General features: G+C 48.4%; 24 protein-coding genes. 12 read left to right on the top strand and 12 right to left on the bottom strand.

The window, feature by feature from the left end:
* Positions 1–170: 170 nt before the first annotated feature.
* Positions 171–737 (top strand): hypothetical protein, encoded by a 567-nt coding sequence (locus tag WOA13_RS09060; protein ID WP_342127577.1) that lies wholly within the window; start codon positions 171–173, stop codon positions 735–737.
* On the opposite strand, the gene WOA13_RS09055 is transcribed toward WOA13_RS09060, so the two are convergent.
* The 4 genes from WOA13_RS09055 to WOA13_RS09040 form a co-directional block, all read right to left on the bottom strand.
* Positions 738–1,016 carry a DUF1894 domain-containing protein gene (locus WOA13_RS09055; RefSeq protein ID WP_342127576.1) on the bottom strand — a complete coding sequence of 93 codons (279 nt, stop codon included), beginning with the start codon at positions 1,014–1,016 and terminating at the stop codon, positions 738–740.
* A gap of 2 nt (positions 1,017–1,018) precedes the next feature.
* Positions 1,019–2,020, bottom strand: a complete 1,002-nt coding sequence (purM, locus tag WOA13_RS09050) for a phosphoribosylformylglycinamidine cyclo-ligase (RefSeq protein ID WP_342127575.1) — start codon at positions 2,018–2,020, stop codon at positions 1,019–1,021.
* 14 nt (positions 2,021–2,034) lie between these two features.
* Entirely contained in the window at positions 2,035–3,435 is a 1,401-nt protein-coding gene (locus WOA13_RS09045) for an aspartate kinase (protein ID WP_342127574.1), read from the bottom strand.
* 141 nt (positions 3,436–3,576) lie between these two features.
* Complete coding sequence (locus WOA13_RS09040; protein WP_342127573.1) at positions 3,577–4,794, bottom strand: S-layer protein domain-containing protein; 1,218 nt, start codon at positions 4,792–4,794, stop codon at positions 3,577–3,579.
* 120 nt (positions 4,795–4,914) lie between these two features.
* On the opposite strand from WOA13_RS09040, the gene WOA13_RS09035 reads away from it, so the two are divergent.
* From WOA13_RS09035 to WOA13_RS09025, 3 genes are all read left to right on the top strand, one after another.
* Entirely contained in the window at positions 4,915–6,120 is a 1,206-nt protein-coding gene (locus WOA13_RS09035; RefSeq protein WP_342127572.1) for a cofactor-independent phosphoglycerate mutase, read from the top strand.
* 92 nt (positions 6,121–6,212) lie between these two features.
* A complete protein-coding gene (locus tag WOA13_RS09030; RefSeq protein ID WP_342127571.1) occupies positions 6,213–6,674 on the top strand; it encodes an Hsp20/alpha crystallin family protein in 462 nt (153 codons plus the stop codon).
* A gap of 171 nt (positions 6,675–6,845) precedes the next feature.
* The gene (locus tag WOA13_RS09025) at positions 6,846–7,613 is read left to right on the top strand and encodes a coenzyme F420-0:L-glutamate ligase (protein WP_419095417.1); all 768 of its coding nucleotides are present in this window, start codon (positions 6,846–6,848) and stop codon (positions 7,611–7,613) included.
* Here WOA13_RS09025 and WOA13_RS09020 read toward each other — a convergent pair.
* The gene (locus WOA13_RS09020; protein ID WP_048204496.1) at positions 7,598–8,053 is read right to left on the bottom strand and encodes a deoxycytidylate deaminase; all 456 of its coding nucleotides are present in this window, start codon (positions 8,051–8,053) and stop codon (positions 7,598–7,600) included. The two genes, WOA13_RS09025 and WOA13_RS09020, sit on opposite strands and share 16 nt — an antisense overlap.
* Before the next feature lie 108 nt (positions 8,054–8,161).
* Between WOA13_RS09020 and WOA13_RS09015 the strand changes: the two genes are divergently transcribed.
* From WOA13_RS09015 to WOA13_RS08990, 6 genes are all read left to right on the top strand, one after another.
* Positions 8,162–9,064, top strand: a complete 903-nt coding sequence (locus WOA13_RS09015) for a protein translocase subunit SecF (RefSeq protein WP_342127570.1) — start codon at positions 8,162–8,164, stop codon at positions 9,062–9,064.
* Positions 9,061–10,755, top strand: coding sequence for a preprotein translocase subunit SecD (locus WOA13_RS09010; protein WP_342127569.1), 1,695 nt, complete (start codon positions 9,061–9,063; stop codon positions 10,753–10,755). Before WOA13_RS09015 ends, WOA13_RS09010 begins: the two co-directional genes overlap by 4 nt.
* Entirely contained in the window at positions 10,742–11,806 is a 1,065-nt protein-coding gene (locus WOA13_RS09005) for an AAA family ATPase (protein WP_419095416.1), read from the top strand. Before WOA13_RS09010 ends, WOA13_RS09005 begins: the two co-directional genes overlap by 14 nt.
* A gap of 15 nt (positions 11,807–11,821) precedes the next feature.
* A complete protein-coding gene (locus tag WOA13_RS09000) occupies positions 11,822–13,468 on the top strand; it encodes a tRNA uridine(34) 5-carboxymethylaminomethyl modification radical SAM/GNAT enzyme Elp3 (RefSeq protein WP_342127568.1) in 1,647 nt (548 codons plus the stop codon).
* Positions 13,469–13,610: 142 nt separating this feature from the next.
* Positions 13,611–13,958 carry a transcriptional regulator gene (locus WOA13_RS08995; RefSeq protein WP_342127567.1) on the top strand — a complete coding sequence of 116 codons (348 nt, stop codon included), beginning with the start codon at positions 13,611–13,613 and terminating at the stop codon, positions 13,956–13,958.
* Positions 13,959–14,150: 192 nt separating this feature from the next.
* Complete coding sequence (locus tag WOA13_RS08990; protein WP_342127566.1) at positions 14,151–14,909, top strand: MinD/ParA family ATP-binding protein; 759 nt, start codon at positions 14,151–14,153, stop codon at positions 14,907–14,909.
* 1 nt (position 14,910) lies between these two features.
* On the opposite strand, the gene WOA13_RS08985 is transcribed toward WOA13_RS08990, so the two are convergent.
* Entirely contained in the window at positions 14,911–15,711 is an 801-nt protein-coding gene (locus WOA13_RS08985; protein ID WP_342127565.1) for a hypothetical protein, read from the bottom strand.
* 125 nt (positions 15,712–15,836) lie between these two features.
* Here WOA13_RS08985 and WOA13_RS08980 point away from each other — a divergent pair, with 125 nt between their 5' ends.
* The gene (locus WOA13_RS08980) at positions 15,837–17,027 is read left to right on the top strand and encodes a bifunctional 5,6,7,8-tetrahydromethanopterin hydro-lyase/3-hexulose-6-phosphate synthase (RefSeq protein WP_342127564.1); all 1,191 of its coding nucleotides are present in this window, start codon (positions 15,837–15,839) and stop codon (positions 17,025–17,027) included.
* A 43-nt stretch (positions 17,028–17,070) separates the two neighbouring features.
* A complete protein-coding gene (gene tpiA / locus WOA13_RS08975) occupies positions 17,071–17,736 on the top strand; it encodes a triose-phosphate isomerase (RefSeq protein ID WP_342127563.1) in 666 nt (221 codons plus the stop codon).
* Between the two features lie 70 nt (positions 17,737–17,806).
* Here the strand turns inward: tpiA and WOA13_RS08970 are convergent, their stop codons facing one another.
* From WOA13_RS08970 to WOA13_RS08945, 6 genes are read right to left on the bottom strand one after another with little or no spacing between them, the layout of a single operon-like run.
* Positions 17,807–18,121: a hypothetical protein gene (locus tag WOA13_RS08970; RefSeq protein WP_342127562.1), complete on the bottom strand. Its 315-nt coding sequence runs from the start codon at positions 18,119–18,121 to the stop codon at positions 17,807–17,809.
* A 59-nt stretch (positions 18,122–18,180) separates the two neighbouring features.
* Complete coding sequence (locus WOA13_RS08965) at positions 18,181–19,506, bottom strand: prephenate dehydrogenase (protein ID WP_342127561.1); 1,326 nt, start codon at positions 19,504–19,506, stop codon at positions 18,181–18,183.
* The gene (locus WOA13_RS08960; RefSeq protein WP_342127560.1) at positions 19,503–20,315 is read right to left on the bottom strand and encodes a shikimate dehydrogenase; all 813 of its coding nucleotides are present in this window, start codon (positions 20,313–20,315) and stop codon (positions 19,503–19,505) included. Before WOA13_RS08960 ends, WOA13_RS08965 begins: the two co-directional genes overlap by 4 nt.
* Complete coding sequence (gene aroD / locus WOA13_RS08955; protein WP_342127559.1) at positions 20,312–21,013, bottom strand: type I 3-dehydroquinate dehydratase; 702 nt, start codon at positions 21,011–21,013, stop codon at positions 20,312–20,314. Before aroD ends, WOA13_RS08960 begins: the two co-directional genes overlap by 4 nt.
* A gap of 3 nt (positions 21,014–21,016) precedes the next feature.
* Positions 21,017–22,159, bottom strand: a complete 1,143-nt coding sequence (locus WOA13_RS08950) for a 3-dehydroquinate synthase II (RefSeq protein ID WP_342127558.1) — start codon at positions 22,157–22,159, stop codon at positions 21,017–21,019.
* A 22-nt stretch (positions 22,160–22,181) separates the two neighbouring features.
* The gene (locus tag WOA13_RS08945) at positions 22,182–22,979 is read right to left on the bottom strand and encodes a 2-amino-3,7-dideoxy-D-threo-hept-6-ulosonate synthase (RefSeq protein ID WP_342127557.1); all 798 of its coding nucleotides are present in this window, start codon (positions 22,977–22,979) and stop codon (positions 22,182–22,184) included.
* Positions 22,980–23,129 lie beyond the last annotated feature (150 nt).

The following is a 23,129-nucleotide window of genomic DNA, read 5'->3' as shown; positions in this document are numbered from 1 at the left end:
TTTCTGAATTTCAGGTTGGGTCAACTATCTGCCCCCTTATGTAATATTTTGTTATTACTTTCGTTGTTCTGAAGGCCTGCTGGTTATCATCCGTTATTCTGTTCATGGTGAAAAGTCTCATTTTTTGATACACAGGAAAATTTAAGAGCCTTCAATGTTTAGTTCCTTCCATGACAGACGTGATGCTTCTCTGGGACAACCCATTGCTTTTTGAGAAACTCTTTGAGGAAAACGGCCTGAAATGCCAGCGCATCCTTTCCACCGCTTTAGGTACGCCTTTTCTTCCTGCATGCAAGTGTGTCATCGTCCCTACAGGGTTTGCCAATTCAGCATATACAAAGATCCTTCCGGGTATCGAAAGGAATGGCAAAGCTTTTGAGAAGTTCATAAGTGCCGGAGGCGTACTTGTTGTTTTCGGGGCACTTGTTACAACATATGATCACAAATGGCTGCCCATGCAGCTCACATATGCGGAAAAGCACGGTGAGACCCATCTTCACCGCGTGGGGGAACATGAAGCACAGTGCATAGTTTCAGATCCTGAGATGGCAGTGGAATGTGATGGTTACTTCTCTTCCACAGACGGTGATGTCATCTTAAATAATGACGATGGTCAGGCTGTAATGGTGGTAAAAAAAGTAGGAGAAGGTATGATCATTGCCACGACGGTGCACGAGTTCCCTTCCCCGGATTTCCTCGGTTGTGTCATGGACAATGCCAGAAGATCGAAGTTATGATCATTTCATGGCATTGCGCAGTTTTTCGATCTCGTCCTGTGCATCCGGGATCCTCAGTATGAAAAGCCCGCTGCATGGTTTTATGAACTGGAATATCAGGTCGTTGCCTTTGACCCCTATGGGGATGGAATCTCCTCCGCGAAGGAGCACTCCTCGTATCTTGTAACCACCTTTAACGTGATACACCTCATCACATTCTTTCCGGATGAACTCTTCACATTGTTTTGGTGATCCCCCTTTCAGGAGGATCTCATAAGGTATGTCGTTGATACAGGCCATATTTACACTATCTCGAGGTCTCCGACACGGATGCCGCTTTCCACGATCTTGCCGACGATCTTTCCGCCGGTCATTTCGGCTGCCTTCTCAGCATCTTCTTCAGGGAGGATGATCAAAAAGCCCATTCCCATGTTGAAGGTGCGGTACATCTCAAGGTCGTCCACATTGCCTTCTTCCTGAAGGAACTTAAAAATATCATTTGGCTCGATAGGGTCAGTGAAGTCAAATCCGAGGTCAGTAACTCTTTTGAGTTTCAGAAGACCGCTTCCGGTAATGTGTGCAAGCCCGTGGACGTCACATTCTTTTATTACATCGAGAACTTCCATGTAGATCCTGGTTGGGATAAGCAGTTCATCGCCCACGGTGGTCTCTTTGTTGTAAGGGAACTCGTCCTGGTATGAGTATTCTGACTGCTCGACTATCTTCCTGACAAGGGTGTAGCCATTGCTGTGGACACCACTGCTTGGAATACCTACAAGTACATCGCCAAGCTGTACTTTCTCCCCTGTGATTATCTCGTCCTTCTTTACCATTCCAAGACATGTGCCTGCAAGGTCGAAGCCGTTTATGATCTCCGGAAGGGTTGCTGTCTCCCCTCCTACGATGGTCATCCTTGAGATCTCTGCACCCTTTGTAAGTCCCTCGCCGATCTGGCGTGCGAACTCGTCGGTGTGCTCTTCAAGTGCAAGATAGTCCACAAAACTGACCGGTTCTGCACCGATTGCCAGAAGGTCGTTCACGTTCATGGCGATACAGTCAATGCCCATTGTGTTCCAGCGCTTCATCTCGTTTGCGATGAGCACTTTTGAACCGACACCATCAGTGGCCATTGCCAGTGCATACTCTCCGAAATCGATAAGTCCTGCATAGTGGCCAATATCAGTGAGAGGTGCTCCAAGGCCTTCGCGTCTGTATGTCATTCCGCCGGTCAGTGCTTTGATCGTGGACTCCTCTTTCTCGATGTCCACTCCGGAATCTGCGTATGTAAGATGTTTATCACTCAACTTTAAGGCCTCCTTTATTGTCCGGTTTCCTCTTTTGATCCAAGGCCGAACTCCTGGTGCAGCACCTTTACTGCATTTTCTGCATCTTTCTCCTTGATAGCGAAGGAAATGTTATGCTGGGATGATCCCTGACTTATCATTATCACATTGATCTTACCTTTTCCAAGGGCTCCGAACACCTTTCCTGCAACGCCCGGTATGCCATCCATTCCGGCACCTACCACAGCAACAACACAAACGTCCTTGTCATGGGCGACTTCTTTGACAACATCTTTGTTGAACTCGGACTTCAGTGCTTTCAGAGCCTTTTTAAGGTGGGCATCATCAATAACAAGGGACATGTTGGCTTCGGATGAACTCTGGCTGATCATGACGATGTTGACGCCTGCCTTTGCCAGTGCGGAAAAGATCCTTGCTGCCGTACCTATTGCTCCCACCATCCCTGCTCCTGATATGTTGATGGCAGTCACATTCCTGATAAGTGTCACTGCTTTTACAACATCCTCACTGCGTGTCTGGTCTGCGACGACAAGAGTGCCGGGATACTCTGTATCGAAAGTGTTCTTGACACGAACAGGGATGCCGTGCTTAATTGCAGGTTCGATGGCACGTGGGTGAAGCACCTTGGCACCGAAATATGACATTTCCATTGCTTCGATATAGGATATCTGCGGTATGGATGATGCTTCGGGTACGATCCTCGGGTCTGTGGTCATGATACCATGCACTTCTTTCCATAGCCAGATCTCGTCTGCATGTATGGAAGCACCTACAATGGATGCGGTAAAGTCGGAACCGCCACGTCCGAGGGTCGTGATGATCCCTTTCTTGTCCTCTGCGATGAATCCGGTTATGACAGGGATCGAGGTCTCCACGAGGACCGAGATGTTGTTCTCCACCTGCTCATAGCTCTTCTCCAATGGCTGTGCATTTCCGTAATCGCTTGTGGTAATTATGCCTGCCTCTCCGCCTGTGAACGGCATTGAGTCAGTTCCAAGTGAGCGTATGGCACCGCTTATGATAGGGACTGCAAGGCGTTCTCCATATGATGAGATATAGTCAATAGAACGTGGTGTCAGCTCACCCAGATAGCAGATGCCGATAAGTGCTTTTTCAAGTTCGTCTATGCGGCTGTCAATGGCCTCGATGACCTCGTCGGCGATCCTCTCATCATCAATTGCAAAGCCGATAGCATCGTAGTGCTTTTTGGCAAGGTCTGTCATGAACTCCTTGATCTGGGCAACCTTTCCTTTCTGTGATGCTTCCGCTGCATTGTTGAGCAACCCGTCAGTAACACCGCCAAGGGCTGAAGTTATGGCAACGACCTCATTACCGGCTTCCCTGTAGCTGATCAAAAGTTGCGCAACATGACGTATCTTTTTACCATCAGCAATGGATGTACCGCCAAATTTCATTACATATCTCATAGTCTGATCACGTTCTGTATTAGGCTTGATTTGGAATGTGGCTATAAACACGGCAGTGTAATATAAAGATTATGAAAGGCAGAATGAACGTAAGGTCTGTTTCCCTCTTATTTAAAAAGAAAGAGTTGATCAGCTGAACTCTCTCTTAAAGAAGAAAACTGTGAGTGCAAGAAGTACAGCAACCACGATGTATGTGAATGCTGTGGAGCCGATCGCATCTCTGGCAGAGTCTGAAACTCCTTCGGTAACATTGGAAGTTGCGTTCTCGCCATCATTTATTATCTCTTCTACTTGTTCTGATACGGATGTGTCGTCTTCTGTTTCACTCTCTCCTGATGAGGCCTTTGCCTGAACTGTGAAAGAGGTCTCTTTGGAGGACACGCTACCGTCTGTTGAAACGGTTTCGATGAGTATCTCATGTGTTCCTTTGTCAAGTTCGTCCGTAACTGCAGGATATGATCCCTCATCGACATCGTATCTGACATCTATCCTGTCATCATCAACATAGATCGTTACTTTAGAAGCATCATCACCAAGGTCATAGAATATGATGGCCCTTTCATCCTCCCTGACAGTGTTCCCGGAAAGTCCTTCGACCCGGATATCAACATCCGTCTCAACTTCCACGTCCTCTCTTTGTGAGATCTCCTTCAGGAAGAGTATGTGATTCTCACTGCTCTCAAAAAAGTCATAGACCTTTGCAATGAAGATCGTACGGGTCTCTCCGTTCACATTCTTGTAGTAACTGAAAATGTCACCTGCTTCCATATCCTTTATTTCTTTGACGACATGATCGTTCTTTTTCAGTGTTACTGTGATGGTCTGCTCGTCTAAATCAAGGTCGGATGCTGAAAGGGTGTAACCTTCCTCCAGTTCCATCTCATCCCCTATATCCACAGAATCCGATCTGTCGTATATCAGGAAGTCCTTTGTGTTCCTTGTAGGATCGCGGAACTGCTCGATCCTTATCCTTGTAGCAGTGTCCTTTCCGCTGGTAACAAGCTCTTTAGGAGTAACCCGGAATATCAGGTATTCTTCATCCTCTTCGTCGTCATCTTCTGCTTCGACGGTGAGTATGTATTCGAAAGGATCGTTCTCCTTGCCGGTCCCGTCACCATCTTCTACCAGTTTCCCGTTGTGACGTACCTCTACCCAGACATCCCCGTTGTCTTCGTTGATGTCAACTATCTTGAGTGAGTATCCCTGGGCAAGGGAAAGTTCCGTGTTTATTTCCACAACACTGTCCGAGTAATGTATTATCGGGTCGGACGGATCAAGGGATGCTGCAGGCGTTGCTGCAAACAGCATGGCAAATATTGCTATGAGTACAAAATGTATATATTTCATTAAACCTCACCATTCACGAAGCACATTTAAACATTGTTAGAATGAGCATATTGTCTTTATAGTTTTGTCGATACCTTCATCTGAAGGTTGCATGATTATCATACAAAAAGAGGTGTATCATTGAAATATATTATTCTCATCGGTGATGGAATGGCGGATTATCCCCTGGATGAGTTGGGAGGGAAGACGGTTCTCCAGAATGCCAGCACTCCGAACATGGACTACATGACAAAGAACGGGCTGGCAGGGCTTGCTATCAATGTTCCCGAAGGCCTTCCTCCGGGAAGCGATGTTGCGAACATGTCGGTCATGGGCTATGATCCGGATGTCTATTATTCAGGGCGCGCCCCCCTCGAGGCTGCCAGCATGGGCATACCTCTGGAAAAGAACGATGTTGCGTTCAGGTGCAACCTCATCACATTGAACGATGATCATATTGCAGATCACAGTGCAGGGCATATTACGAGCGAAGAGGCAAAGGAGCTCATGGAGGCCATCGACCGTGAACTTGGGACCGATGAGCTGAGATTCTATCCGGGTATCAGTTACAGGCACCTGCTTGTGGCATCCAATGACCTTGGTGCTAAAGCAGATTGTACGCCACCCCATGACGTGATAGGCGGGGAGAGGAAGGACCACATGCCAAAAGGTGAAGGCAGCGATGTCCTTTCCAGCCTGATCGAGAGATCTATCCCGATACTTGAGAGCCATCCTGTAAATGAGAAGAGGATTAAAGAAGGTAAGAACCCTGCAAATTCCATCTGGTTCTGGGGACAGGGGTATGCTCCGTCCTTCCGCACTTTCCATGAGCTTTACGGACTCACAGGTTCTGTTATCTCGGCTGTTGACCTGATAAAGGGTCTTGGTATATATGCCGGGCTTGATGTCATAGAGGTCCCGGGTGCCACTGGATATCTTGATACCAATTATGTGGGCAAGGCAGAATATGCCATGGAATCCCTGAAGGAAAGGGATATTGTTGTGGTCCATGTGGAAGCTCCTGATGAGGCAGGCCATATGGGTGAGCTGGATGCCAAGATCAAGGCGGTAGAGGACTTCGATGAGAAAGTTGTGGGCACTGTCCTGCGCGCGGTAAAAGAAGACGATGAAGACTATATGATTGTCGTGCTTCCGGACCACCCTACGCCGATCGTGCTCAGGACCCATACGTCCGATCCGGTGCCGTTCCTGATGTATTCAACCCTTGAGGATGACGTGGACAGCGTGGAAACATTCGACGAGGATGCTATGAAGGAAGGTTCCCTTGGAACTGTCCGTGGATGTGACATTGTCCAGATGCTCATTGATAAGGCAAAGCAGGACTGATCCTCCTGCTTGCACTTGTTTTTTAAGTCCCGTTAGTCTTTTATTTTTATCTGATGTATATCTTCACACCTAAATTTTAAGGAGTGGAATACATGAAATTCGGTTTAACACGTAGGGGTCCCTCTGGATTATCCCGCTGGGATCCATTTGAAGAGATCAGGCAGACGCAGGAACACCTCAACCAGCTGTTCAGGGAAGTTTCACCTTTCGGAGGGTGGCTGGAGGGGAGTTCGTTCACACCCCTGATGGACATCAAGGAAGAGGGTGACAACGTCGTAGTTACTGCTGACCTTCCCGGAGTTGACAAGAAAGATATCAACGTATCTGTAAAAGACAATATCATCGAGATCAGTGCGGAATGCAAAAAGGAAAGTGAGGAAAAGGAAGAGGGTTACACCCAGAGGGAGCGCACATATAGTCGTTTCTCAAGGTCTGCAGTCCTTCCATCCAATGTCACTGATGAAGGTGCAAAGGCAAAGCTTGAGAATGGTGTGCTGACCATCACCCTTCCGAAAACAAAAGCTGAAGAAAAGCCGAAGATCATGATCGAGTGAGTTCGATCATTCTTCTTTTTTAGATCCCGATCAAGAGTCTGTTTGCGGCATCAGCCAGAGTTTATCGTCATATTTTGCTCGGTCGGGGTAACTCTCATCATCGCCGCAACTTCCGTTTATATGGATAGTATTATTTATTTTTGATGCCATTTCACCTTCCGAGGTATCATATTGAGGATGGAACTGTTTACTGTGGATGGCCTGCCGCTTATTCAGAAAGGAGATGACATTGCGGCTATGATATGTGAGCGCACAGAACTTGAGGCCCATGATTGTGTGGTGATTGCTTCCACCATCGTAGCAAAGGCCGAAGGTGCAATGGTTCTGAAAAGTGATGTAGTACCATCCGATCGTGCTGTGAAAATTGCGAAACGCCTGGGAAAAGAACCTGAACTTGTGCAGGCTGTCCTTGACAGGAGTGCTGATGTGATCGTGGAATTCCCTTTATTACTTGTGGAGAACCTCAATGGGCACGTGAGCATCAATGCCGGTATAGATGATTCCAACGTTGAAGATGATTATTTCCTGGAACTTCCACACGATCCGGATGCTTCTGCAAAGGCAATAGGCGAAGAAATAGCCAATATCTGTGGCAGGGATGTGAGTGTTATCATCACTGATACCAATGGCAGGGCTTTCAAGATCGGTCAGACCGGAGTTGCTGTGGGTGTCTATCACATGTACCCTATCAGGAACTGGCGTGGAGAAAAGGACCTCTTTGGAAAAGAGCTTGAGATCACAGAGGAAGCGATTGCAGATGAGGTCGCATCGGCTGCGAACCTCCTGATGGGGGAGGCAGCGGGAGGATATCCTGTAGTGATAGTACGCGGGTATGAATATCATACTACTGATGATGTTACTGTGAAGGAAATGTATCGTCCGGAAAATGAGGATATAATCAGAAAAGGTTTAAGGTGCCTTCGTCAGTCCTCTGACTGAAGGTTCACCATTTCTACACCTGCGGCCCTGAAGAACTCAGGGGTGTCTGTGTCAGGGTATTTTGTACTGAAGACAACTCTCTTGATATTGGAATTTATTATCATCTTTGCACAGAGTATGCAGGGCTGGTGGGTGCAGTATACTGTAGCTCCTCCGATACCCACTCCATGTAGTGCTGCCTGTATAATGGCGTTCTGCTCGGCGTGAACTGCACGGCATTTCTCATGCATGGTGCCTGATGCGATGTTGTTCTTCTGTCTTATGCAACCGATTTCAAGGCAGTGTTCCATGTTACTGGGGGCACCGTTGTAACCTGTGGAAAGTATCCTTTTGTCACGGACAATAACCGCTCCGACCTTGTTTCTAAGGCAGGTGGAACGCTTTGCGACCACTGAAGCGATCTCCAGGAAATATTCATCAATTGATGGTCTCTCGGTCATGTATAAAAAGAAAATGGTAAGTAGTATATATAAGTTGTAGTGTATGAATCTGGCATATACAAGAATATTTATAGTTTACATTTTTTTCTGATAACGGAGTATTTAAAAATGGGATCAATTCTAGCAGAATATCTTGATTCATTTATAAGAGGACGTGATGATAAGCAACTTATCGCCATTCCTCTAGTGGTCCTGGCACTAGCCCTGTTAGTGTCGGTGGTAGTATTTTCAAGTACAGGTGCACCTGTGAAGCTCGGACTTGAGTTTGAGGGTGGTACCATGATAGCTTTTGAGACACAGGATTCCGCCGGTGTTCTCGAAGAGGCATATTCCGATTATTCACTTGTTGATGCGCGCAAGACCGGGGACCGTGCTATCCTTCAGTTCGGCCCTATGGGCAATGAAGAGCAGAAAGAGCTTGAAAAGGACGTAACTTCGAAGTATTCGAACGTGGAGATCAAACAGATCGGTGCCCTGTATGGAAAAGAGCTCCAGTCACAGGCACTGAAAGCGATCGCACTTTCCTTTATTGGAATGGCCATAGTTGTGTTCCTCATTTTCAGGACCGCTGTCCCATCCATCGCAGTGGTGCTCTCCGCGATATCTGATATTGCCATTGCTGTTGGTTTCATGAACATTACAGGCATCGAACTTTCCCTTGGTACCGTGGCGGCTTTACTGATGCTCATCGGTTATTCGGTTGACAGTGACATTCTGCTTACAACACGTGTGCTGAAGAGAAGGGGCACTGCCAATGAGAACATCGGGCGTGCAATGCATACGGGTCTTACCATGACCACAACCACACTTGCAGCACTTGTGGTGATGTATATCGTATCCACTTTCTCATACCTTGTGACATCCTCTGTTTCCCAGGTCAACCTGCTTTCCGATATCTCCATTGTGCTGATATTCGGTCTGGTGGCTGACATAATGAACACCTGGCTGCTTAACACCGGTATACTGAGGTGGCATGTGACCCGCAGCAACCCAAGGGGGCGAAGAGCATGAGGGAAGAAGAAGTAAAGAAAGGCCTGAAAAGCGATCTTCGTGTGTGGCTACTGATAGCAGCAGTATTGTTCTCTGTTGTTATGATACATCCGTGGTACTCATCTGATGAGGGTTTAACAACTGATCTTAATTACGGACTTGACCTTGAAGGCGGTTCCTGGATACAGATCAGACTTCAGGGTGCGGTTACCCAGGTCGACGGGGACATTGCACAAATGGTGCCTGCTATAATTGAGCCAGTAATAGGTTCTTCAATTGATGTGAATACTGTGACAGGTGGCTCAGGAGACGAGTTTTCGTCTGTAGGTACTACGGTGGTATTCACAACTGATACATATGTTTCCGATCTGCAGATGGATCTGATAGGTCTCGGAGATTCCGATATCACTCATTCAGGTGACACTTCCGAGGTCGTCCTTTATACCAATAAACAGACGCTTATCACCCAGTATCTTTCCGATTCACTTGATGCAGAGGTAATCCCTCTTCCACTTGGCGGTTCAGTGGAGTACGAGATCCGTAAAGAGGTCTCACAGGAAGACCTTCAGTCACTGATGGAAGATGTTGGTGGTTCCATACTGACGGAAGCTGACGGCACTCCGATATATCGTGAAGGTGTCAGGACCGAGACCCGTGACATGACCCGTGATATTCTCAGTGAAAAGCTAAATTCCCTTGGTCTTAAGGACATACCTGTGCGTACCGTTGGTGACGATTACATCCTTATTGACTTTGCAGGAACAGATCTTGCAACAGCAAAGGATATTGTGGAAAAACCCGGTAAGTTCGAGATAAGGGTTCAGACGCAGGGCAATGAGACTGCTCATGTGCTTTATGGTGATGCCATCGAGAAGGTCGGTGTTGTGTCATTCCACGATGGTCAGTGGCATACTCCGTTCACACTTAGTGAGGAAGGTGCCCTTGCACTGCAGAAAGTTGCCATGGAGACCGGCGCGACCAGCGACCCCAGTTCACACTGGCTCTACATGTATCTTGACGACAACGAGGTCTATGGTGCACCTCTGAGCTATTCAGCAGCATCAAGGCTTACCGAGGTCCCGATATATTCCTGGGAAGCTTCAACAGGCCCTGAAGAGGATAGCAAGGCAGAGGCAGAACAGCTCCAGATACACCTTCGTGCAGGAGCATTGCCTGTGAACGTTGTCCTCATGGGCTCCGGGCAGGTGGATGCAGCACTTGGTGCACAGTTCAAGAAACAGGCATTGTTCGCCGGACTCTTTGCGCTTCTCGCAGTGGCCCTGGTCGTCTTCAGGAGATACGGGCAGAAAGAGATCCTGCTTCCAATGGTGGGAACCTCCATCTGTGAACTTATCATGATACTGGGAGTTGCAGCGACCATCAAATGGCAGCTTGACCTGCCGGCTATCGCAGGTATCATTGCTGCAATAGGTACCGGTATCGATCACCTTGTGATCATAACCGATGAGGTGCTCTACGAAGGCAAACTACCTTCCACAAAAGTATATCTTGAAAGGATCACTAAAGCATTCGGTATAATCTTCGCAGCAGCTGCGACAACTACCATTGCAATGTCACCACTTGTAGTGATGGGATTTGGCGCCCTCAAGGGATTTGCCATTACCACTATCATTGGTGTGCTCATCGGTGTGCTCATCGCAAGGCCGGTGTATGGTAAGGTCATAAAAGAAGTGCTCAGTGAAGCAGAGTGAACTGCTGTTCAAGGATGTGTTGATGATGAATGATATGTGGACTGTGAAATACCGCCCGAAGATGCTTGAGGATGTACTGGGCAACGAGGAATCCCTCAATGCCCTTGGACAGCTTGTCAGATCAGGCAACCTGCCACACCTTGTGTTCCACGGGCCGGTTAACTCCGGTAAGGCCTCAACGGCCTTTGCCCTGGCACGTGAACTGTATGGGGAGGGCTATGAGAGTAATTTCACATACTTCAATGCATCCGATTTCTTTGACCAGGGGAAGCGCTATCTTGTTCGTGACAAGCGCTTTACCCACATAATCGGTACGGATGATCCCAAAAAGATCTACTCAAGCGTCATCTCCATTTTCAAGACCGTGATCAATGAGTTTGCCGGAATGGGTTCCATTGATGCTGACTTCAAGGTAATTTTCATTGATAATGTGGAGTCACTGGACACCAGTGCACAGCATGCCCTGCGCCGTATCATGGAGAAGTACACACGTACCTGCAGGTTCGTCCTCTCCACCACCCAGCCTTCCAAGCTGATCTCTCCTCTGCGTTCAAGAGGTCTGGAACTGTTCTTCACCTATGTGCCGGATGAGTTGCTAAGGCCATTCATTGTCTCAGTAGCTGAGCAGGAAGGAATATCTATTTCCGGGGACGGCCTTGATGCCCTGCTGTACTATGCAGAAGGCAATGTTTCAAGGGCACTGCTGACCCTCCAGTTTGCCAGCATGAACAATCCCGGCAAGGAGATAACAGGGGATGTTCTCTATGAGGAATCCCTCTGTGAGGTCTCAGAAAACGTAACCGAACTGCATGCAGCAGCTATTTCCCATGAGTTCCTGAAAGCCAGGAAGCTGATCGACACTCTTCTTATCGAGGAAGGGTTTACCGGTGATGAGATCCTTCTACAATTGCATTCGGTTGTCATGAGATCTGACCGCAGCGAGGAAGAGATCGCAAAGGCAGCATGCAGGATAGCCGATGCAGATGCAATGATCATTGACAGTGCAAACGCAAGGATCCATCTGGAATCACTTGTTACGGAACTTTACTGATAACTGGTCTTTACCATGACATCTGAAGCTGATGATAATTTCAGGGCCGCATGCAGAAAATTGCTGGACATGGTCCTTGAGGGCAGGGTCTCTGGCAATCTGGAGCTCAATGAGGCTAAGAAGGCTGTAAGCAAAGAGTTCAGGCTTTCAACCCTTCCGAAGAACCCTGACATAATCATGGTGGGGGATGAGGAAGAGCAGAAGAAGGTACGTGATACCCTTCGCCGCAAACCTGTGCGTACGATCTCAGGCGTTGCGGTAATTGCAGCCATGACATCTCCCTGTGCATGTCCGCACGGTGTATGTGTGCCGTGTCCGGGAGGCCCGAACTCCACATTCAATTCTCCCCAGAGCTATATGGGCAGGGAACCGGCTACGATGCGGGCCATGCAGTATGAGTATGATCCCTACAGGATAGTCTCAGGTCGCCTCTCCCAGCTGAAACAGATCGGGCATGAGGTTGACAAGGCCGAGCTGATCGTCATGGGCGGTACGTTCTCTGCCCGGGCCATCGATTACCAGGAATGGTTCACAAAACGCTGTCTTGAGGCGATGAACGATTTCTCGGGAACTGAGTGGCGTGATGATGTCCAGCTTATCGGAAAGACCAATCCCTACGTGACCGTGGAGGATGTGCAGAAGGCCAATGAGACCGCAGCCATCAGGAACACAGGTATCACTTTTGAAACGCGTCCGGACTGGACGGATCAGGGGCATGTGGATCGCATGCTGGAACTTGGTGCCACGAAGGTGGAGATCGGTGTCCAGAGTGTATATGATTTCGTGCTTGAGAGGATGAGGAGGGGACACACGGTTCAGGAGACAGTTGAGTCGAACCGGATGCTCAGGGACAGTGCGCTTAAGGTCGGGTTCCATATGATGCCTCATCTTCCGGGAGTGGATTCTGCAAGAGACCTTCGGGGTTTCAAGAGGCTTTTTACGGACGGCAAGTTCATGCCAGACTACCTTAAGATATATCCCACGCTTGTCACAGAGGGCACGCAGCTTCACGAGATGTGGGAGCGGGGCGAGTATGAGGCCCTGGACGATGAGGCTGCAGTGGAGCTTCTCGCAGACATCAAGGCTATCCTGCCAAAGTGGGTAAGGATGCAGCGCATACAGAGGGATATCCCATCTCCGCAGATCCTTGCAGGTGTCCGGAAGAGCAATATTCGTCAGCTTGCAAAAGAGAGGCTTGAGGCAAGAGGTGGCAGATGCAGGTGTATCCGTTGCAGGGAGGTCGGTCACAATGTGCTCAAGGGCAATGAGCCGGATCCTGACAGCATTGAGCTTACTGTGGATACCTATGAGTCCTGTGGCGGTAAGGAACATTTCATCTCATTCGAGGATACGACGAAAGATATTTTGATAGGTTTCCTCAGGTTGCGCTTCCCGAATTCTCCTCACAGGTATGAACTGCAGGATTCTGCACTTGTAAGGGAATTGCATGTTTATGGTTCCATGGTGCCTGTGGGCAGGGGGGCCGCCGGTACGGACTGGCAGCATCGTGGATATGGTGCGGAACTTCTGGAGAATGCTGAGGATATTTCACGGGAGGCCGGTTACTCTAAGGTATCGATCATCAGTGGTATCGGTGTCCGGGAATATTATCGCAAGTTCGGATACTATCGTGATGGTGTCTATATGTCAAAGGACCTTTGAATTGTTTATCTGTGGAAAGCAGGAACTTTTGTATTTATGTAGTTCTTCAATACATTTATAACATAGTTGTGTGTACTCTCCATATGGCCTGCAATTATGGCTTTAGATTGGGAAATTTGTTAAAATTGACCGGGAGGTCAGCATGACCATTGATAATTCTAATGAAGAGATCGTGAGGCTTTTAAAAGAGATAAGCGGAAAGCTGGATCGCATCCTGATGCAGGGTTCATCTAACATTGAGCCGGAAAATGGTATCTTTGAAGTACTTGATGTGATGACATTACTTACACTCCCTGATCATCTGCGTGAGACCGCAACATCTCTCTTCGAGCTGGGATCAGCAACGGCGGAAGATCTTGCAAAGAAGACCCATAAGGAACGGGCTGTGGAGAGCAATTACCTGAATCAGCTTGTGAGGATGGGACATGTTGTAAAGAACCGTTCCGGCAGAAAAGTTTACTTTAGTATAGGTGAAGGATTGGGTAAATAATTGTTATTTTATTTGTTAATGGGTATATAGTCACTATAATTTGTACATTTATAGGTATCTTTGGTCAAATATGCATATTGTCACATTTTAGTAAAGTATACTTTACTTCTTAGCAAATGTTCTGTGAAATACTATTATATAGAAGTTCATCGTCCTACTTCATCAGGGAAAATTTGATAAAAAGGGATCTGAATGGGAATAACTATTGCGGTACACTCTTCAAAAGGTGGGTCAGGTAAGACCTCTTTCGCCATTAACCTGGCATTTGCATATGTTTCTGAAGGTAAGAACGTATGTCTTGTTGATGCAGACCTTAAAGCGCCAAGTCTTTTTAATTATATGTTCCCAGATTCCGAACGCTGGCTTAATGATGTCCTTGAGGGCAGGTGTGGAATCAGGGATGCTATCCTTGAGGTCGAAGATACCAATACTCTTCCCGGTAGTTTATGTGTGGGATATTGTAATCCTGAGATCGAGTCAGTCCGCGAGATGTCCGGGAAGGACCGCAAATGGCAGGCAAAGGCCCTGAAGAATATAATGAATGCGAAGAAAGAGCTTTTCTCATCCGGTACGGATGTCCTTATAATCGATACGGGTCCAGGTGTGGATTTCACTTCTGTCAATGCAATAGCAGCGGCCGATTATGTTGTGATGGTCACAAAACCTGATAAATCTCACCAGAAGTACATGGAGCAGGTGATCGAAGGAATTTACATTCCACTCACCAAGCCTTATGGTGTCATCATGAACAAGTGCCATAGCAATAGTCCTATGTCTATATCAGGTGTGAATGAGTCGGGAGTGCCTGTTCTTGCATCGATCCCATGTCTTTGTGACGTTGCGATCAGAGGGGACACAGAGGTCCTGACAATATCGGAGCCGGATCACCCGTTCTCAAAAGCCGTTTTCACGGTTGTCGGGGCGATCGATGAGTGCCTTTCAGGCGAATGATTCAGTTTTTATCATCCTCTTCAAGCATACCCTTTACTTCGTCCACATAATTCAGGATCTCAGTTTCCTTTTTCTCCCGGACCTGGTCATGGTATGTTTCCGATTCCATGAGCGTGTTCTGAAGTGATATTATCACTAGATACATGATCGCAGCGGCGGCGAGTGCAAGTGTTACTCTTTCAATGGGATAGATCATGATCACTGAGGCGAACATCTGCGGGGGCAGGTCAAAGAGCAGTGTGGCACTTATGCTGCCCGCAAGGTGGTCTGCAAGGATCGCCATCAGTGACGCAAGGAGCAGGAAAATGAATTTGAAGATGCTTTCTTCCCTATCCTTTAATTTATAATTGAAGGCGAAGAAGGCTCCAAGCGTTAGAATATGGAACCAGGGGTAGTAATATACACTTCTTCCCAGGGGCGTTGCGTACCAGAGCAGGATCATAATTCCGAATATTACCATTGCAGCTTTTTCTTTCTTTGTGATACAAAGACCTGCTACTGCAGATGCCAGTGCTACAAAGAAAGGGGTCAGCAGATGGAACGTGTCCGGCGTGCCTCCTCTTATCAGCGTATGTCCCATTATACCGGAAAAGGAGACGATTGCTCCCCAGAATGGCCCAAGTATCATTCCGTTCAATGCGCCAAAGGATACAACCGAACTTATCCTTGCTCCCTCTATGCCGATAAGGTTCTCAAAATCAGGGAACCAGCTTGCAAAGTATGTTATTATTATTGCAGAAAGAACATACAATGCTGTAAGTTTCCTTTTTTTGATAAGCTGGTTGTATATGTCAATGATCACAACATACTATTATCCTCAGTATATATAATACTTTAAGGGAACATATGCTTTTTTTTTATAGTAAACGACATTATTCTCATCAGAAATGATATATATAGTCATGGCAATTTAGCGGATTGATAACTATGATGTTTATTGGAGAAGCTCTAATTGGCGAGGAACCAGAACTCGCACACGTCGATCTTATGATCGGGGACAAGGAGGGACCTGTCGGACAGGCGTTCGCAACAGGCATGACCCAGCTTTCAGCAGGTCACACACCTCTTCTTTCCGTGATCCGCCCGAACCTGCCTACAAAGCCATCTACACTGATCGTTCCTAAGGTGACAGTGAAGAACATGGACCAGGCCGCACAGATATTCGGTCCTGCCCAGGCAGCTGTTGCCAAGGCAGTCGCTGATGCTGTGGAAGAAGGTGTCGTTCCTACAGACCAGGTAGAAGACCTTGTGATCATCGCAAGTGTATTCATCCACCCACAGGCTGTAGACTACAACCGTATCTTCAGGTACAACTACGGTGCTACAAAACTTGCTCTCAAGCGCGCACTGGACAACTTCCCTGACATCGACACTGTGCTCGAAGAGAAGGACAAGTCCTCACACGCTATCATGGGATTCAAGGTCTCAAGGCTCTGGGATGCCCCATACCTTCAGGTTGCACTTGACAACCCGAACATCGGTGCTATCACCAATGTGGTCAAGCAGCTTCCAAAGAGCGACCACCTGATCCTCGAAGCAGGTACACCTCTTATCAAACGCTATGGTGTGGATGTCATCACCAAGCTGCGTGAGATCAAGCCTGACGCATTCATCGTTGCTGACCTTAAGACACTTGACACAGGTAACCTTGAGGCACGTATGGTGGCAGACGCAACCGCAGACGCAATTGTGGTTTCCGCACTTGCACCTATTGCAACACTCAACAAGGCTATCGCAGAAGCTCACAAGACAGGTATCTCTGCTGTCATGGACACACTGAACCAGCCAGATCCTGTAGCTGTCCTCGAACAGCTGGACGAGCTTCCTGATGTTGTCGAGCTTCACCGTGCAATTGACATCGAAGAGACCGCTCACGCATGGGGCAGCATCGAAGGTATCAAGGCAATTGGTGAGAAGCGCAACAAGAAGATCCTCGTGGCAGTAGCAGGCGGTGTACGTGTTGATACTATCTCCGATGCACTTGGCGCAGGTGCTGACATTCTCGTTGTTGGAAGGGCTATCACCAACTCCAAGGACATCAAGCAGGCAGCTGACCAGTTCATTGAAGGCCTGAACAAGCCAGAGATCGACCAGTTCAGGGTAATGACCGATTTCTAAGCGTGCGTTTCATCGCACGTTCCCTTTTTTACGGGGGGATACAATGAGACCATTGATCGTATTGAATCTGAAGACCTATCTTGAGGGTACCGGGGAAGGTGCTGTCAGGATCGCTGAGGCCTGCAGGGATGTGGGTGAGGCAAGTGGTATCGAGATCGCAGTGGCACCACAGCTTTGTGACGTTTACAGGGTTTCATCCCAGGTGGATGTGCCGGTGTACTCACAGCACATTGATGGTGTGGGTGCAGGAAGTTTCACAGGCCACGTATTTGCCAGATCTGTAAAGGATGCCGGTGCAGTGGGTACACTTATCAACCACTCTGAGCGCCGACTGAACCTTGCGGACATCGAAGCATCTGTTACTGCCGCAAAAGGCGAGGGACTTCGGACGATAGTTTGTACCAATAACATCGCTACAACAGCAGCAGCAGCTGCATTAAAACCTGACTTTGTTGCAGTGGAACCGCCGGAACTCATCGGTTCAGGCATTCCTGTTTCAAAGGCGGACCCTGAGGTCGTAAGGGGTTCAGTCAGTGCCGTTGAGCGCATCGATGCTGATGTGAAGGTGCTCTGCGGTGCAGGAATCTCAAAAGGAGAGGACCTTAAGGCTGCAATGGAACTTGGTTCCGTTGGAGTGCTCCTCGCATCCGGTATCGTCAAGGCGGAAGATCCAAAGGCAGCGCTCGAGGATCTTGTAAGCCTGATATAATATCGTAACGTTATTTCAAAAAGAAGTGAGTGATGCCTTATGGCATCCTTTTTTTAAATTTATTATTTCCTTACAGGAAATACCATGCTATGAACAACAGCAATGTTGAGAACCCTACCTTTATTCCCATGGTAAGTTCCATGTGAAGGTTGCGTGCAACCATATTGGATATCCCAATAGGTGGTGGTGATAACAGGAGTGCTGCAAGGAACATTGCGAGTCCTGAGACGTAATTGTTCTCCACAATGATCAGGTATAATCCTGAAATTCCCAGGTATATCCCAAAAATGGAGATTATCAAAAGTCCCATTTTGTAGAATCGAAGATATTTTTCGATCCCCCCGGGAAGCATACCAGCAGTCTGCAGTTTATCAGTTTTAGTCAAAAGTTCACCCCTGTCATTGTTTAATCTGAATTACTAAATTTGTTTTCATGGCATAAATATCAGATGGGGTCATGGCCTCTTATTCCGCATCCAAGTCCCCGGAGCAGTTCCTCGATGTCTTCCTGCACCTCTGCAGCAGTGAGGTCTCCGAGTATGGTAATGCGGTATGTAATACTGAGCCTGTTATCGGATATGCCTGAGTATGTATCGACAATACTGACAGAAACGATCCTCTCATCGCAGGAGATCACTTTCTCTATGGTAACCGGATCTGCTCCTGCAGGTATCAGGGCGGAGATATCCCTGACCGGATGGTTCAGGGTGTCGATCTTCCATTTTTTCAGTTCCGCATCAGTGAGCAACCTGACATTCTCGGTCCTCAGGGCGATGGTTCGGTCACCTCTTGATAGCGTTACTGTCAAAGGTGTGACCTTTTCGATGATACCGACATGTGTTACGCCGGAGTAGGTGTGCAGGAGCCCCCTTTCTTTACCTGCGGATGCGATCATTTCCTCGAACTCGGCGATCTTTGAATTGATGAGCTTGTCCGACCTGTGAAGTGCGGATGCCGTGTCTTTGAAGTGGGCTGCAGCATCTGTCATTTTCTTGCAGAACGCTTCGGTATCCTGTTCCCTGACAATATCCGAAAGCAGGTTGCATTCATTGATGAATGCCTCGTGGACATTGAGCACCTGTTCGTTCTTCATCTGTATATGGGCGTACAGGTACGGGTTCTGACCAAGGATCCTACCCACGAAATCCACCATGATCTCGTATACCGGGCTCATGAAACGACGGGACTTGCTTATGTCAAAGTCAAGGCTTTTGAACGTGGTTCCGATAGTAATGTATGCAAAATGGGTAAGCCCCTGGACCACGGAAACGAACTTATCATGCTCTTCCGGATCGATGATCTCAATATGTGCACCACTCTTCTCAAAGAGTCCATGCATGATCGGGAACCATTTATCACAGCGTCCTTTTGTGGGACTCATTATGACGATCTGCCCCTGTAAGGTCGGGATGGATGGCCCGAACATGGGGTGTGTTCCCAGTATCTCCACGCCTTCAGGGGCGAATTCCCTCATTGCGTTGACGGGTTCGGCCTTGATGGAGGTAAGGTCCATGAGGAGGCTCCCCTGCTTCATTTTCGGTGCGGTTTCCTTGATGACCCTTGCAGTGATGTCTATGGGCACGGTGATGACAACTACATCTGCCTCTCCGATCTCTTTGTCAAGGTCTGTGGCAAATTTAACTCCCATCTGTTCAGCTATCTCGGTCTTGCCACTGCTTCCCCATACGATCACCTCGTAGCCGTGATGCAGGAAGAACTTAGTGAACCACTGGCCCATACCTCCGGTTCCGCCGATGATGAGCATCTTCATAGTCTCAGGGCCTCCATTGCGGCCTTTTTCATCACGTCCACAGGTGGTTCCACGCCGGTCCAGATGCGGAATGCTTCTGCGCCCTGGTAGACAAGCATCATGATACCTGTGACCGGTGTTGCACCGGCAGCTTCGGCTTCCTGAAGCAGGCGTGTCTTGAGTGGATTGTAAACGATATCAAAAACAGTGAGGTCGGAGTGCATCTGCTCTGCGTTAACGATGCAATCTCCTATGTTAGGGTCCATTCCCACGGTGGTGGTATTGATTAGTATGTCAGTGTCCTCCAGGCACCTGTCCAGTACGTCCAGCCCGAAGCCGTTGACCTTACCTACCTCGGCTGCCAGGGTCATGGCCCGCTCAGGGGTCCTGTTGGCAATGTTGACCTTTGCACCGGCTTCAGTGAATGTGAAGGCGATCGCCCTGGCGGCGCCTCCGGCACCAAGTACCAGCACGCTCTTATCCTCAATATCTACCCCTGCATCTTCCAGTGTCTTCCGGGCGCCTATGCCGTCGGTATTGTAGCCTTTGATACCATCCTTAAAGTCGATGGTATTGACAGCTCCGATCCTTGCTGCCAGCGGGTCGGTCTCAATGAGTCCGATGGCAGTCTCCTTTAACGGGACCGTGAGGTTGAGTCCTCCGAATCCCATTGCCTTTGCACCTTTTATGGCATCGCCAAGGTTCTGCTTTTCTACCCTGAAGGCATGGTATGTACAGTCCATGCCCAGTGCTTCGAAGGCTGCATTGTGCATGACTGGTGAAATTGAGTGCGCGATGGGGTCTCCAAGAACTCCGAATACCTGTTTCATTGAAGCATCTCCAGTGCTTTCTTAAGTTCGTGTACTTTCAGCTGTCCGGGTGCAACAGCATTTGACACGCTTGCATAGGTAAGTTTTGAACCGTAGCATGGCCCGACTATCCGGGTGTGTTTGCCGAGCTGTCCCATTGCAATGGTGCAGACGTTGCTCTCACTTAGTGTGACCTCGAGAAGCTCAAGGACGTCCTGCATGCTGTTTGGCATCACTGCAAGTTTAGCTATATCCGCTCCTGCCTGCCTGGAGCGCTCAAGGATTTCCCTGATAACCGCTTTGTCAGGTGTTCTCTCAAAATCGTGGGATGATATGATGACCGTTGTTCCCGCTTCCTTTGCTCTTTTTATGAGCCTTTTACGAAGTTCCGGGTCTGCGCTGAGCTCCACATCGATGGCATCCGTGAATGGCAGAATCTCTTCAAGTAGGGAAATCCTGTCCTCTTCAGAGCCATCCCAGTTTCCTCCCTCAGCTTGTAACCTATTGGTTGCAATACAGGGAAGTTTTGTGTCAGAACGAAGCTTTTTGAGCAGATTCGCTGCAGTTTCAGGAGTGTCTATTCCGAGCAGGTCGAGCCTGATCTCAAGGATATCCGCTCCTGTGGATGCAGCTGCTTTTGACTGGGTAAGAGGGTCCTTGTTGATGGCTGCAACAAGGGCTGCCCTCTTATCCAGGTCGAAATTACCTATGTGTACCATATCTCATTTCTCGATGATGGTTTCTTCCACCTTCATGCCGAAGTGGCGTGCGCCTCCCTCGTAGTTGACCATTACCTCATCTCCTGGCTTAAGGTCTGCAATGGAGATGGGTTCGCCTTTTGTGTCCACGAGTTTGATGGTCTCGGCATTCTGGAGTATGTTCTTGATTATGTTGCCCTCTACCTCTGCTTCTACAAGCATGAGCGGGCGTCTTTCTATCTTGACCCTGCCGACGATGCCTGCACGCTGGTTGCCCTGTGCATCCACGATGGTGACATCATCGCCGGATTTGAGTTCGGAAAGGTATTTGGTCTTTTCACCGACCTTCACGTAGGCATGCACTGCACCTGCGTTGACCCTGAAAGGCCTGGATGCCACGTATGGGCTTTCCTCAGATTCGGAGTGAACAAGGAACATGCCGCTTGCCTGTGAGCCAACGAGCATTCCTTCGCCGCGTGTCATCATATTGCAGGTGTCCACGCAAACGCGATCACCCATTCCCACGGGTTCGACCTTTGTGACCTTTGCAGGTACTAGCTCCAGTGCTTCAACGCCTGAGCTCTCGGCCACTGCAACGGTGGACTTGATGGCATTTGGATCATCACTGTCAAGCAGGACGCCTTCTGAGCCGTGTTCCATGGTCTCGAGGGCGAGCTTTGCCTCTTCAGCATCACGAACGCCGGCAATGATCTGCACATCGCTTTCCTGAAGGCCTGCGATGAGGTTTTCAAGAGGAATGACCTTCCAGTCGGTTCCTACGATGATCAGGAAATCACATTCCTTTCCCATCTGTGCTGCGAATTCCTCATAGGCCTTGTTCTGTATGACCACATATGCTCCTACTGTGAGGCCTTTTTCCTTTAAGCGGATGGCTGTGCTCATGTCAAGGGATCCTACAGGGTCAGGGGACAGGGGCTTTGTTCCGTCTCCTTCTCCACCCTTTCCGACGACAACAACGTCAGCGCCGGACTTGTCATCGTGGGCAAAGGCTGCGACCTTGATGTCGCCAAGCTCCCTCACTTTTTCCACTTCATCAGCGTTCACAAGTACATAGTCAACGCCGGATTCCAGTCCGGTGGTAATCCTTTCCTTATGGTCGTCCCAGTTGCCTTTGTCGGCTTTGATCCAGATGGTCTTTGGTTTCATATGTATACGCCATTCGCCTTCATCATTTAAGTGTTTGTAGTGCTTCCTCCACAGAAAGGCCCTTGTGGACGATCTGTGTGATGGCCTGTGTCATCTTTGTGGGGGTTGGATGCTGGAAAACGTTCCTGCCAATGGCGACTCCCCTTGCACCGGATTCCATGGCACCGCTGATCATATCAAGGAACTGTTCATCGGTTTCGGTCTTTGGTCCGCCTGCAATGACCACGGGTACCGGACATCCATCAACAACGTCCCTGAAGCTGTCAACATCACCTGTGTAGACGGTCTTGATGACGTCTGCACCAAGCTCTGCTCCAACCCTGGCGGCGTGTGCTACCATTTCAGGGTCGTGAGGGTCAGTGATCTTCTTACCCCTTGGGTACATCATGGACAGGAGTGGAATTCCCCATTCGTCACACTGTTCTGCGACGTATCCGAGTTTTTTGAGCTGGTCGGCTTCGGTATCTGATCCGATGTTCACATGGATGGATACTGCATCAGCACCCATTTTCATTGCTTCCTCGACCTTGCATACAAGGACCTTGTCGTTTGGATCAGGACCCAGGGCTGTGGATGCGCTCATATGGACAATGAGTCCCACGTCATGGCCGTATCCGCGGTGGCCGTGGTATACCATTCCTTTCTGCATGAGGACAGCGTCTGCACCGCCTTCAGCCACCTTGTTGATGGAGTCTGCAATGTCTATTACTCCCCTGATGGGTCCATCAGACATTCCGTGGTCCATTGGTATGATGACCATGTTTCTGCTTTCCCTGTGCATAATCCTTTCAATTCGAATCCTTTTACCTATTTCAGCCATATTATCACTCTTGTAATTGATATTTGTTGGATCGTGTTAGTATGTGACATAGTAGCACAATATACTATTTAAATCTTATTATTTTGTTCCTTCTGAAATCTGGAATAGTCTTATATATAGATTCATCATTTACTGCCAATATCGACTCAA

It is taken from the genome of Methanococcoides sp. LMO-2 (assembly GCF_038432375.1).
GTDB classification, from domain to species: Archaea; Halobacteriota; Methanosarcinia; order Methanosarcinales; family Methanosarcinaceae; genus Methanococcoides; species Methanococcoides cohabitans.
The sequence above is the reverse complement of the archived record's forward strand: the minus strand, read 5'-3'. Positions and strand labels throughout refer to the sequence as shown.